This window comes from Desulfitobacterium sp. LBE (genome assembly GCF_007830365.1).
Lineage (GTDB): Bacteria > Bacillota > Desulfitobacteriia > Desulfitobacteriales > Desulfitobacteriaceae > Desulfitobacterium > Desulfitobacterium hafniense.
Window position 1 is genome coordinate 4,349,681 of record NZ_VLKD01000001.1, and the last position, 13,305, is coordinate 4,362,985.

Here is a 13,305-nt window from a genome sequence, read left to right on the forward strand (position 1 = left end):
CTTATAAAAAGCAGATAGAGCAGGATTTAGTCATTTCTTGGCGAATAATGATTAATTGGAAAGATCTGCAATAGGGGGGCCACTATGGAAGAGCAAGAAATAGATCTGATTGAGCTATGGGAAGCTATAAAAAAACGCTGGATAATTGTAGTGATTATCCCTCTTATTGCCGCACTAACTAGCGGGATCGTGAGCTTTTTTATTCTTGATCCCGTTTATAAGGCATCTACGACTTTAATCGTAGGGAAAAAGGCATCTGAGGAACAACAAGCCTCACAGCTTTTAGACAATAGTGTCTTGCAGGCCAACAAACAATTGGCTCTCACTTACAGTGAGATTGCTAAAAGCAGAACGGTTGAAGAAAATGTGATTAATAAGCTGAATCTCCAATATACAAAGGAAGAGTTAGATAAGAAGATTACCGTGGAATCGGTTAAGAACACGGAGATTTTGGCCATTTCCGTACAGGATAAAGATCCCTTACTGGCTGCTGCAATCGCTAATACCATGGCTGAGAAGTTTTCTGAGTCGGTCATTAATATAAAAAAGGTAGACAGTGTGAGTATTGTTGATAGGGCGGTTTCTCCGAACCAGCCGGTAAAACCCAAGAAAACCCAGAATATTTTGATCGCCTTTGCTGTAGGACTCGTAGTATCAGTGGGCTTGGCTTTGCTGCTTGAGTTCTTGGACAACACCATCAAAAACGCCAAAGATGTAGAAAAGATTTTAGGTCTCCCTGTCCTGGGGGAGATTCCTATATATGAGACAGATAAAGCCTAGGAAGGAAGATTGTTTTGCGTCGTTATAGTGTTGAGACTTTAGCTAATCCAAAATCCGCTGTTTCAGAGGCATATAGAACTCTGCGCACTAATATTCAATTTGCCAATGTGGATAATGTAATCAAAAAGATTCTGTTTACCAGTGCTGGACCCGGAGAAGGCAAATCTTCAACCGTCGCTAATTTGGCGGTAAGCATCGCTCAATCCGGAAAAAGTGTTCTCATCATCGACGGAGACCTGCGCAACCCTACACAGCATAAGATTTTTAATGTCCCTAATACTCATGGCTTATCCACAACTCTTGTGGAGGAGATCCATAGTTTGACCCATAGTGTTAAAACCTTTACCGAAGGCTTGGAGCTTCTTCCGGCAGGACCTATTCCTCCGAATCCTGCAGAGCTTTTAGGATCTAAAAAAATGAAACAGCTTCTTTTTGATGCAGCCAAGGCTTATGATATCGTCTTGATCGATTCTCCTCCCACCATCGCTGTAACAGATTCCTCAGTTCTTGCCCAAAGCGTAGATGGCGTGGTTCTTATCCTGGCTGCAGGAGAAGTGAAGCAGGAATATGCCTTAAGGGCAAAAGAACAGTTGGAAAAGGTCGGAGCTAAAATCATCGGCACAGTCATAAACAAAGTGGAGTTAAAGACCAAGGAGCATTATTATTACTATTACTATCATGGTGAGAATCGGTCCCAATCAATTTAGATTGTGAAGTGAGCTTAATGATCGACTTGCATTGCCATATTATTCCAGGTGTGGATGATGGAGCACCGGATCTGAGCGAATCGCTGTTGATAGCGCAGCAGCTTGGCCGGGCAGGATTTGAGACGGTGGTCGCAACCCCTCATGTCTTGGAAGGCAGGAATTACCTCACTTGCCAGGAGATACTTGAGGGAACCCGGATGGTTAATCAGGCCATTGAAGAAGCTGGACTTAAGCTAAAAATTCTACCAGGAGCAGAATGCTATATCTTTCCCGAGCTGCCTCGCTGGGTGAAAGAAGATAAGATTATGACTCTGGGCAATATGAAAAAATTTCTCCTTGTAGAGTTACCTATGCTTGATGTTCCCTTATATACCGAGAAAGTATTTTTTGAACTGCAGGTCATGGGAATCACTCCCATCCTCGCTCATCCGGAACGGAATAAAGAATTGGCCGATACACCCCTGCGGTTAGTGGAATGGGCCAACAAAGGGGTCCTTCTTCAGTTGAATTTGCGCAGCCTGGATGGCCGGTATGGAGAAAAGGCGAGCCAGTGTGCTCAGCTGCTCTTGGAAAACAGGCTGATTCATTGCATTGGCTCTGATGCCCATCGGGTTATGCAGGAGAATGCCTATCAGAACACCTTGAGCATATTGCTGGATGCTATAGGAAAAGATGCCTATGAAGATATTACCATCAACCTACCCAATCAGGTTCTTGCGGGAGAGAGGTTGGAACACCTGCGTGAGTATTGGCTCACACAATATAATAGGACAAAAAAATCCGGATTTTGGAATAATCTGTTGACCGGCAATCTCTTGAAAAGAAAAAAGCCCTATAATATCTAAAAGAAAAGTTTTAGGAAAGAATAAAATCGGATATTGTATAAATTTTTGTAGTTTCATAGAGAAAAATGTCGAAATAATTTTGTGCTATAATAAAAGGAAATAAGACATTTGTGTAGAAAATTAAATATATTATAGAGGGGCTAAAGTCCTATAGGGCTTATTAGGGCTTATTAGGGCTTTGGCCCTTTTTTAGTAGATGGACAGATTAAAGATTAAAACGAAAAGTGTGATATTTTTTGAGATCAGCTTGAATTGCATCCATATAATTGCCTGAATGTTCTATTGTGCATTTTGCTTTAAGGCTTGGGTGAGGATCCAAGTCTTAATTCTTTAGTAAAGGAGTAATCAAAGCTGATTACTTCTGATAACCGGAACAGAAAGGTAGCGATCGAATGTTAAGGGAAAATGGGGGAGTATTGGATCAACTGTCTGAATTAATGGATATCTCTCTTATGGGGCTGAGTTTTTATCTTATCATCAATCTCTATGAGGCTAAGGGGGTATTCACTGATCTGGATATTCCGCTGAGTTATTTTTTGTTCTTTTTTATCTATATCCTTCTATGGATACTCAGCGCCAATGCTTATAGAGTATATGGTTCTAGAAGGTTCATGTCCTTGCGGCGTGAACTAATACAACTCACTAAGGCTCACTTTTTGGCTTTCGCCATAGCTCTTGTGTTGCTCAGCTTATATAACCCCCGCTTCATTAACAATCGCTTTGTATTCTATTACGAGGCGACCGTTCTTCTGCTTACCTTCAGTGTTCATATACTCATCAGAGTCATTCTGCAAGGGATGCGGAAATCCGGCCGCAACACTCGGTATGCCCTCTTACTGGGAAGCGGTCCTGCTGCTAAACAGTTCCTTGACAAAGTACATAAGAACCCTCAGCTGGGTTATAGAGTGATCGGGTATCTGGCACCGGAGAGAAACGGTGCGAATCTGCATTATCTGGGCGATTACGGGATGCTGGAAACCGTATTAAAACAAAAGATCATAGATATAGTCGTAGTTACAGCTTCCATATCTGACGAAGGAATAAAAGAATGTCTTGAATTGGTCAATACCATGGGTAAAAATGTGGTGATCATGCTGGATGAGACTGTATCCAAGGTGGCACGTAGCAGACCCGTGGATTTTGGCGGCTTGCCTATGGTGGCTTATGATAGCTATCCTAGGAGGCCCTGGCAAGAAGCTGGCAAACGCCTTTTTGATTTTTGGATGACAGCCATAGGTCTACTGCTCATCAGCCCTTTGCTGGGCCTCATCGCCTTAGCGATCAGGTTCACATCTAAAGGTTCTGTGATTTTCGCTCAGGAACGGGTAGGGCTTAACGGCAGGGTGTTCAAGATGTATAAATTCCGCTCCATGGTCCAGGATGCTGAAAAGCAAAAAGAAAAGTTGACCCACCTTAATGAGATGACTGGTCCGGTATTTAAAATCAAAAATGATCCCCGCATCACTCCGGTGGGCGGATTCTTAAGAAGAACCAGTCTGGACGAGTTACCTCAACTCTGGAATGTGCTCAGAGGAGATATGAGCCTGGTAGGCCCCAGGCCACCCCTGCCCAGTGAGGTCAACCTCTATGACCCCAAACACCGCAAACGCCTGGCAGTCAAACCAGGGATCACCTGCATCTGGCAAATCAGTGGCCGAAATGAGATAGACTTTGAACAATGGATGGAGATGGATGCAGAGTATGTGGATAAGTGGTCGTTGTGGTTGGATGTGGAGATATTGGCGAAGACAGTGCCGGCGGTGCTGATGAGGAAGGGGGCAAGTTAGGGCGGGGAGGTTAAATTACAGGATGGATTATTTTTGGAGAGAGAATGCGGAGTCAGATAGTGTGAATGAAAAGCATTCTTCATTGGGGGAACGATAAGAGAGTGATTTGGCGAGGAGGCGTGAACAAGTGACAAGAGAACTGAATATTGAAGGTTCGAGCCATTGGGAGGCACCCGCAACAGATGGTACCCAATGGGTTTCTAATACCCCAACCCAAAAAGATATAAAAATCTTAATCGCTACGCATAAGCAGTACCGTATGCCGGCCGATGATATTTATCTCCCCATTCATGTTGGCAGAGCCGGCAAGGAATTAAACATTGGAATTCAAAGTGATGACATAGGCTATAATATCTCCGCTAAAAATCCCTGTTTCTGCGAACTTACCGCTCTTTACTGGGCTTGGAAAAACCTTCAAGCCGATTATATAGGGTTGGCTCATTACAGACGGCACTTTATAATTGGGCGCAGTTCTGACAAATGGGACAACATTCTAAGTCGAGAAATACTAGAGCGCCTGTTGCATAAAACGGATGTAGTGTTGCCTGAAAAAAGAAATTATTATATAGAAACCAATTATAGCCATTACATACATGGGCATGAGCGTATGGGAATAGATAAAGCTATAGATATACTTAAAAGGGATTATCCTGATTATGCTTTTTTCTGTGATAAGGTAATGAAAAGGACTTGGGCCCATATGTTCAACATGTTTATTATGAAAAAGGATAAGTATGATGCCTATTGTGCTTGGATTTTTGATATTCTTTTTAAGTTGGAAAAAGAAATTGATATTTCGATGTGGTCAGCGTTTGAGAAGCGAGTCTATGGGCGCATCAGCGAAATGTTTCTTGATATTTGGGTAGAAAGAAATAAGATTAATTATGCGGAAGTGCCTGTCGCTTTTATGGAGAGGCAGAATTGGTTGCATAAGGGCGGGATGTTTTTAGCTAGGAAAATGGGGGTTGTAAAGAGAAATGAAAGATTTTAAAATCAAGAGTGATGCAGTTCTACAATAGTATTTCCAACTCCATAACCCGAGTTCCAAAGATCATGGGTCAAATTTATCAATAAGGACTTGAAAAAACGCTTGTTTACCGTGCCAAAATAGATATGGATCAACTGCTCGCAACAGCGAATCCGGCAGTCGGCGTTGAAAAGGTACCTGACCACTTCGCAAGGGAATGGGGCTTGCTCGGCATCTTCTTTAGTACGCTATAAGGGTTTTTGCCGTTCTCCATCTCCTTGAATAGGCTGTAGCAGCTGTTTGCTTTTTGTAACCAAGATTCCCGCCGAAAAATAACGAGGTGAGGCACCTATTATCCATCAAAGAGACAAAGGCTCCGGGATTACCTACGCCTATGAATCTGTTTCGTATTAGGACAAAGAAACAATCGCGTGCTAAACGTACATTTATTGGCCGGGTAGACCCGGATACGGGGGAAATCCTCCCCATAGGCGGCAGAGGCCGGAAAAATCAAGAGACTACTGTCGCTGTAAAAAGAGGGCCGGTTCCCTCCCATCAAACGGCAGGGAAGTTCTTTCGAACCACTTATCTTTTCGATGCCATTGGGGAAAACTCGGCATTGCACACGATTTGAAGCAATGCTTTCCAGGGATAGAGAAACAAACATTATCGATTGTCTATTACTTAATCCTTGAGGACAAAAAACCCTCTATCGCTTTGAAAAATGGAGCCATTTACATAAGCATCCTTATGGCAAAACATCTTCTCCCAACGCTACAGCGAAATCTTGGCTTCCATTACAGAAGAGTCTAAAAGCCAGTTCTTTCGTTTGCAAGGGAAACGGCGAATGGACAAGGAGCTCTGGGCCTATGATATCACGTCCATTTCCAGCTATTCGGAAGGGTTGCGTCAAGCCCACTACGGAAAAAATAAAGAAGGGGACCCTCTGGCATCATTGAACTTGGCGCTGGTCTTTGGCCAAACGTCTAACCTCCGTTTTACTACCGCAAGTTGCCTGGAAACAAAGATCACCATGAATCTGCTGGCGGAGTTCTCTATACACGGCTACCCCAAGGTCAAGCTTGTGATGGACCGAGGATTTTACAATGACGCAGCATCAACGCGCTGTTCAAAGTACATTTGAAATTTTAGATTTCGGCCAAGATGTCCCTGTCTTTCATCCGCAAAGAATTGGATGGGCTCTTTGACCGCTTTCGCACGTTTGAACACTACAATGAGAAGTGCGAACTCAACGAACCGCTCCTATAAAGGCGATACAATCAACGCACCCAGACGCTTCTGCCTGCACTATTATTACAACATCGACCAAGTTGCCGAGGATGGAAAAGCCCTTGGATCGCAAGTTGATTGGGTTACGGCAGGAGCTGGAGTTTGGCCGCAGAAGGTTGGAGCATGAGTCGCAGTACAAGAAATACTTTGAGGTCAAGACCACACTCAAACGGGGACCACGGGTTACCGTCAACGAAGAAGCCTTTGCCAAAGCCAAACGATATTATGGGTAACGCTACTGTCGAAGAGCAAACAAAGAACGGGAATCTTTTTAAAGTTAAGATGCTCAATTTTAGTATCGTCTAAGACGATCATATCGCCAACAGTCAGTCTAGTATCTATGTTTTTCCTGTAGTTGAGCAAGCCTAACCAAGGAAAGCCGGAGCCACTGAAACGGCCAAGAAAAAAGCCGATGAAAGGCACTTTGAGCGATGTTCTCACCCGAAAGAACCTGAATACGTCCTACGCGATTATGGGGGCGGAAACGTCTAGTCTTTTTTAGAGATTTGCGAAATAATTTTTGTTTATTGTCGAGGTTTTGAATAGCCTATAAATGGCAATCAACTGCATAAGGCCTGTGAATTAGAACTGGAGCTCCCTGCTTTAAGTAGGATACTGAATATTGATTGCGTTTATAGAATTTGGATCTGGCTCGCTAAAGATGATTATTTTTTATTTAGAAAGTTGCGTGGTTAATGTGGATAATATATCGCATAATTTAGTAAAATTACCAGGCAAACGCATAATGTATTGTGATTGCAATTATCCTTTAGATTCAAGGCCGCAAAAAGAGATTAAGACTCTAATAGAGCACGGATTTGATGTATTTTGTGTGGCATGGGGAAGAACAAAGACGGCTCCGATCGAAACCAAGAAACCCTTGGATGCACACCGCAATTACATAGGTGCCTTTATTCACGAAGAATCTGTTTACGGTGGTGGCTTTTTGAAAAATATATTTCCGCTTTTGAAATTCCAGATCCGCCTGTACCGTTTTCTTAAAAAGAGAAGAGATCAATATGATGTCATACATGCGTGTAATTTTCAAACTGCGTATGTGGGGGAAAAAATTGCACGTAGATATGGGAAAAAGCTGGTATATGATATTTTCGATTATTATGTGGACAGCCATACTTTTCGTGGCCCGCTGAAGCTTTTGAGAGGGATTGTGGAGAGCATAGACATTTGTGTGATAAACAGCGCCGATGCAGTGATTATCTGTTCGGAAAAGCGCCGAGAGCAAATCAGAAAAGCTTCTCCGAAACTTCTTGAAATTATATACAATACACCGCCTAAAGTCGAGATTAATTGCTGTAAAGATCAAATTCAACTCGATACACAGGGGTTGATCAGGGTTGGATATGTAGGACTACTTAACGCTGAAAGACCGATTGTGAAATTGGCTGAGATTATTTCTGAAATTGATGGTATTGAATTACATTGCGCAGGTTATGGACTGGATGCACAAACGATAGCATCGCTGTCGGTTAACTTCCCAAATATATTTTTTTACGGACAGCTTTCTTATGAGCAAACTCTTTCTTTGGAATCAAAATGTGATATTCTTCCCGCACTGTATGATCCGGAAATTCCAAACCATTATTATGCTGCTCCAAATAAATTTTGTGAAGCTTTAATGCTGGGCAAGCCTCTGATTATGATCCGGAATACTGGAATGGATGAGTATGTGTCTATGTATGATATTGGAGAGATTGCTCAATCGGCAAACAAACAGGATATCAAAGTAGCGTTGCTCAAGCTTATTGATCGGAAAGAGGAATGGGCAACTATGTCCGTCACTATGCAACGTCTATACGACCGCGAGTTTAGTTGGGCTGAGATGGAAAGGCGGTTATTTGACGTTTATGATAGAATCAAATAGGCATTTTTGCAAGAATTCAATCAATTATCGCACACATATACGCAGAAATTCGCTCCTTTCAACTATCTTTACTGTTGCCATTGTTTTGAGTCCCATTTTGAATATCTATTACAGCATACCTCCGGTCGGATGGGGCGATTTGCTTTTAGTAACAGTTACGCTATGTGTAATGATTGATACAATAATTACTCGAAAAGGTTATAAATTAAATTTATATATATTGTTTTTAGCCTATTCTTTTCTTGTTTCACTTTTTGTTTCCATGTCTTTAGATAGTTTCCCTATTTATGAGTATATTTCTAAATATGCCCGAATCATTCTCTATGCACTGATTTTTATTTGCTATTCGCGGGACTATTTCAACATCCTCTTTGGGGCGAGATTTATTCGAAACTTATCTATTTTTGTATCCTTAATTCTAATTATACAAGCGATTTACCATAGACTGTTTAATGTAGGGACATTTTTGATAATTCCCAACACGAATTTAAATTACAGTATAGTAAACTACGCAGAATATTTGCAAAGTTATTATTTCTTAGCTTACCGACCTTCATCTATTTTCCTAGAGGTCGCACACTTTGCTCAATATACAGCTGTTGGTCTTGTGCTGGCCCTGTTTCCATTTGACCAAAAAGAAAAACCTCATTTTAAGGCAGCAGTTATCATTACTATAGCGATTCTATTTTCCTTGTCTTCCAATGGGTTGGTAATCGCGACTATAGTTTGGACAATCTATTTGTACAAAAGCAGTCTTTACAGATTAAACTCTCTTAAATTGCTTCTGACCTTCACCTTCTTACTAGCTGTTGGCTGGTTTATCATCCAAAAGACAAATGTTCTTGATATGTTTCTTTACCGGCTATCTACAATCGGAGTACAAGACTCAACAACTGGAAGCCTTCGTCTTTTGCGTGGATTGGACTATTTTCGCCAATTCGATCTTGTGAATCAAATATTTGGGATTGGGTTCGGCAACTATGTGGACTATGTTACAGATCACTCCTTGTTCTCCATCTATAATGGGAATATTGAGACAACCAACGAGTATATGAATGCACTATCGTATGTGTTGGTGTCTTGCGGACTGGTTGGATTTGTAATATATCTTCTTTATTGGTTCGTATGTTTCAAAATTGCGAATACTTCGCAAAAAGTGATGCTCGTTGTTTTTTTTATGTTGCTTTCCACATCTAGTATTTTTTTGATGCCTATATATATGGTTTTTGCTGTTTTTATTTCACATCGTGATGCTACGATTCCATTTTTGAAAAAGAAGAGCATGGGTAGCAGGTGCTTAATATTTAGGAGGAAGTACATTGAAAGTTTTGACAATCACTTTACATAATTCGTTAAATTGTGGATCGTCCCTTCAAGCATATGCATTGCAGCAATTCATCCGCAGCTTAGGGTACGACACCCAAATCATCGAATACAACCCTAAGTATGTGGCCAATGAAGGACATATAGTCAGAAATTTTCTCAAACGTATATTCATGGGCAGGCAGTACAAAAGCAAGCGGAGGTCTTTTCAAATGTTTAAAGAACGTTATCTTGTTTGCACGGATCGATGGTATTCGTCTCTCAGCGAGCTGGAAACTGATTGTCCTCAAGCTGATGTCTATATCACCGGGAGCGATCAAATTTGGAATACGGGATACCCTTGTGGAAGGGATCCTGCTTTCTATCTTTCTTTTGTGAGGAATAAGCCGAAGATTGCATATGCTGCCAGCCTTGGCGAAAGGCATGAGAAAAATGAGAATATGGAGCTTAAGGGATGGTACAAAAATAAGCTTAACGTTTTTAGCTATATTTCCGTGAGAGAACGCGCATCAAAAATCTTTTTAACGGATGCGGGCCTTCAAAATATTGATTTTGTATGTGATCCTGTTTTGTTAGTTGAGCGGCAGGACTGGTTGAAATTTTGTACTTCTAACCCTTATGGCGATTATATCGTGGTTTATCTTGTGGAGAAAAGCAAGTTGCTGAATCAGTATGTAATGTACCTAAAAAGATTGTATGGATGCAAGGTTATCCTTATCGGTAGCTTTTTAAATAAATGCCATAATGATATTCAAATCTATAACGATGCTCCCATTGATTTTGTTAATTTAATATACCATGCAAAATTTATTATTACCAGTTCGTTTCATGCGACAGTATTCTCTCATATTTTCTCCAAGGAGTTTGCTGTTATAATGCCTAAAAGCAACGCTGAAAGAATTGAAGACTTTCTTTCTCTAACCAATATGAAGGATAGAATTGTGCAGTCGGATACAGATTTTTCTATAGCCACTAGACGGCCTGATTATACAAAAGCGCATCAACTTTTGGATAAGCTAATTTTACACTCTAAGGATATGATTAAAAGTGAACTAGCCAAGCATTGCAGGGGGAAAGAGTAAAAAAGGCTATACTGTTTTTTAGCATTGCCCTGAAGCGGTCAAATGTACCCATTAATCCGGGAACTAAGAATGAGACCAAGCAATTGTAAATCATCTTGTGTGTAGCAGGGCAGCATGTTACGGGGAATGCAGCCATAGATGCTCTGAAAACAACTATATTCGAACAGTATCTAGAATGGTCTAAAGGCAGTCCCTTTTGTTGGTTAGAACAAAGCTTCCAACTCCGTATGGATATGAAAGGCTTCTGTGTGGAGTGCAGATGTTTTGAAACAAGCATAGCATCATTAAGGAAAAGGGGGAAAGAATATGCGTGTTGATGAAGTAAACAAGACAGATTGCACCGGTTGCAGGGCTTGCGAACATATCTGTCCCAAACACTGTATTACTATGAAAGCGGATGCTGAAGGATTCCTCTATCCTTTCGCGGATGAGAGCGCATGTATAAATTGTGGGCTATGTTTCCAGCGTTGCCCGCAGACCTTTTTGACAATCCCTCCCAACGCATTTCCAGCTCCCCTTGTTTACGCCGCCAAGCTTAGGGATCGCACAGTGCTACTCAAAAGCTCCTCTGGCGGTATATTCACTGCGCTTGCCCAGTCTGTACTGGATAGAAACGGAGTTGTGTTCGGCTGTGTGTTTGATAAGGGCATGCATGCTATCCATACCGCTTCCCAGGACATAGCTGGCACATATCCAATGCGAGGTTCCAAATATGTACAGAGTGACACCGGAGATACATACGTGCAAAGCAAACAACTCCTGGATGGCGGACGCATCGTTTTATACACAGGGTGCCCCTGCCAAATAGCAGGGTTGCGTTCTTACTTGGGAAGAGATTATCCTAATCTGCTGGCCATTGATCTGGTGTGCCATGGGGCACCAAGTCCGAAGTTGTTCGCAAAATATCTCATGTGGCTCGAAAAAAAATATAAAAGCAAGATCTTCTCTTATGAGTTTCGCCATAAAGGAAAAAATGGTTGGGGCATGGGGCTGCGTGTCCGCATGAAAAAAGGTGAACATATTTTTGTGCGAGAACCTATTGCTGCGTTGGATCCGTATATGTCAAGTTTTTTGGAGGCACGAACCTATCGTTCCTCTTGCTATGCGTGCCATTATGCCACAAAGAAGCGTACAGGAGATATCACAGCCGCCGACTATTGGGGGATCGAAAGATTCCATCCGGAGTTTTACGATGCATGCGGTGTTTCTCTTGTGCTGGTGAACACCTCCAAGGGCACTGAACTGTTTAAGAGTATATCTGGGAAAATTGAATCTCTCAACTCTACTTTTGAAAACGCATCGAATATGAATACCAATTTATATAGATCGGCTCAAAAGCCTGCAGACCGTGATCTGATCTACGCGGACATTGATATCTTGGACTTTGAAGCGATTACCCGCAGGTATCTTCGCCCATCCCTTCCCAAAATCACGCTGATTTTACTAAAAGCATCAGTTCCGCGTGCCATGAAAAAGCAAATAAAAAAAACCTTAAGATTCTTTACTCGTAGAAAGGATTCTTTATAAGAATTTAGGAGGATAATATGCATGGATAAGATATTAACAGTTGTAGTGCCTGCATATAATGTGGAGCGTTATCTCTCCGAAACGCTTGATTCCATGATAAGGATTTCCAATCTGGACGTGCTCGAAATCATTGTTGTAGACGATGGGTCTCAAGATGGCACCGCGCAATTTGCTCAAAAGTATGCGGAGCAATATCCTGATACGATTTTTATCATTTCTAAGAAAAATGGAGGGCATGGCTCCACGATTAATGTTGGAATCCAGCACGCCAACGGTAAATATTTTAAAGTGATCGATGGTGATGACTGGGTAAATTCGGAGGAATTTGATGAATTCATCAGGGAACTTTTATCTTCTGACGCCGACCTAGTCGTCAGTCGGTATCATGAGGTAAATACGAATACAAAAGAGCACAAGGCAATCCATGTATTTCAAAATCCTTGTAATATTATCATACCATTTGACCAGGCGGGAGATGACATTTTCTACCCTATGCACGCTTTTACTATTAAGACAGATATATTAAAAACTTATGGTATTGTGATAGACGAAAATTGTTTTTATGTAGACATGGAGTTGGTGCTGCTCCCAATTCCATATATCAATACTGTTTTGTTCGTTAACCAGTATGTGTATATGTACCGTATAGCCCAAGTCGGACAAAGTATATCTGCGCAAGGTTGGTATAAACACCGAAATGATCATTTGACGGTACTGACCACATTGCTATCGTTTTATGATAAGATACAGAAAGATTCGCGTATTCCTTCTTTTCATAAGCATTACATATATAAAAGGCTGGTACAATCTGTTGCCGCACGTTTTACAATCGGGCTTAAGTTTGAGTTTGAGCAAGCAGTTGCTTATGCGCTTGAAATAAAGTCATTTGACATATGGCTCAAAGATACGTATCCGTGTTTTTACAAGGCGATTGCCAAGCGGGGTTTCGTTCGCTTTTTTAGAAAGCTTGGATATAGCCCTGGGATTTATGGCATATCATCCGTTATTCGTAAGCGAGTCAAATTTTACTAATGAAAGGAATTGGAATTATCAAATTTAGTTTAGTCCCGAAACTCGTAAATCCGGCAAATACCTATCCTGCGTCCCCCGGTGAA

The 13,305-nt window shown here is 41.5% G+C and carries 13 protein-coding genes; all 13 read left to right on the forward strand.

Annotated features, from left to right (window positions below; translation table 11 throughout):
• The first annotated feature begins 84 nt into the window (after nucleotides 1–84).
• The 13 genes from DESLBE_RS20455 (at nucleotide 85) to DESLBE_RS20510 (ending at nucleotide 13,222) form a co-directional block, all read left to right on the forward strand.
• Nucleotides 85–780, forward strand: a complete 696-nt coding sequence (locus tag DESLBE_RS20455; RefSeq protein WP_144678099.1) for a Wzz/FepE/Etk N-terminal domain-containing protein — start codon at nucleotides 85–87, stop codon at nucleotides 778–780.
• Nucleotides 781–794: 14 nt separating this feature from the next.
• Nucleotides 795–1,487, forward strand: coding sequence for a CpsD/CapB family tyrosine-protein kinase (locus DESLBE_RS20460; protein ID WP_282433892.1), 693 nt, complete (start codon nucleotides 795–797; stop codon nucleotides 1,485–1,487).
• Between the two features lie 17 nt (nucleotides 1,488–1,504).
• On the forward strand, nucleotides 1,505–2,332 hold the full coding sequence (locus tag DESLBE_RS20465) for a CpsB/CapC family capsule biosynthesis tyrosine phosphatase (RefSeq protein ID WP_144678101.1): 828 nt from the start codon (nucleotides 1,505–1,507) through the stop codon (nucleotides 2,330–2,332).
• A 392-nt stretch (nucleotides 2,333–2,724) separates the two neighbouring features.
• A complete protein-coding gene (locus DESLBE_RS20470; protein WP_144678102.1) occupies nucleotides 2,725–4,119 on the forward strand; it encodes a sugar transferase in 1,395 nt (464 codons plus the stop codon).
• 127 nt (nucleotides 4,120–4,246) lie between these two features.
• A complete protein-coding gene (locus tag DESLBE_RS20475) occupies nucleotides 4,247–5,110 on the forward strand; it encodes a DUF4422 domain-containing protein (protein WP_243131361.1) in 864 nt (287 codons plus the stop codon).
• 370 nt (nucleotides 5,111–5,480) lie between these two features.
• A complete protein-coding gene (locus DESLBE_RS20480) occupies nucleotides 5,481–5,720 on the forward strand; it encodes a hypothetical protein (protein ID WP_144678103.1) in 240 nt (79 codons plus the stop codon).
• Between the two features lie 213 nt (nucleotides 5,721–5,933).
• On the forward strand, nucleotides 5,934–6,230 hold the full coding sequence (locus tag DESLBE_RS20485; RefSeq protein WP_144678104.1) for a hypothetical protein: 297 nt from the start codon (nucleotides 5,934–5,936) through the stop codon (nucleotides 6,228–6,230).
• Between the two features lie 208 nt (nucleotides 6,231–6,438).
• Nucleotides 6,439–6,609 carry a hypothetical protein gene (locus DESLBE_RS26675; protein ID WP_172625469.1) on the forward strand — a complete coding sequence of 57 codons (171 nt, stop codon included), beginning with the start codon at nucleotides 6,439–6,441 and terminating at the stop codon, nucleotides 6,607–6,609.
• A 389-nt stretch (nucleotides 6,610–6,998) separates the two neighbouring features.
• Nucleotides 6,999–8,258, forward strand: coding sequence for a glycosyltransferase family 4 protein (locus DESLBE_RS20490; RefSeq protein ID WP_144678105.1), 1,260 nt, complete (start codon nucleotides 6,999–7,001; stop codon nucleotides 8,256–8,258).
• Nucleotides 8,259–8,355: 97 nt separating this feature from the next.
• Complete coding sequence (locus tag DESLBE_RS20495; protein ID WP_144678106.1) at nucleotides 8,356–9,606, forward strand: hypothetical protein; 1,251 nt, start codon at nucleotides 8,356–8,358, stop codon at nucleotides 9,604–9,606.
• A complete protein-coding gene (locus DESLBE_RS20500) occupies nucleotides 9,587–10,663 on the forward strand; it encodes a polysaccharide pyruvyl transferase family protein (protein ID WP_282433900.1) in 1,077 nt (358 codons plus the stop codon). Before DESLBE_RS20495 ends, DESLBE_RS20500 begins: the two co-directional genes overlap by 20 nt.
• A gap of 306 nt (nucleotides 10,664–10,969) precedes the next feature.
• Nucleotides 10,970–12,190: a Coenzyme F420 hydrogenase/dehydrogenase, beta subunit C-terminal domain gene (locus tag DESLBE_RS20505; protein ID WP_144678108.1), complete on the forward strand. Its 1,221-nt coding sequence runs from the start codon at nucleotides 10,970–10,972 to the stop codon at nucleotides 12,188–12,190.
• Nucleotides 12,191–12,211: 21 nt separating this feature from the next.
• Nucleotides 12,212–13,222 carry a glycosyltransferase family 2 protein gene (locus DESLBE_RS20510; RefSeq protein ID WP_144678109.1) on the forward strand — a complete coding sequence of 337 codons (1,011 nt, stop codon included), beginning with the start codon at nucleotides 12,212–12,214 and terminating at the stop codon, nucleotides 13,220–13,222.
• Nucleotides 13,223–13,305 lie beyond the last annotated feature (83 nt).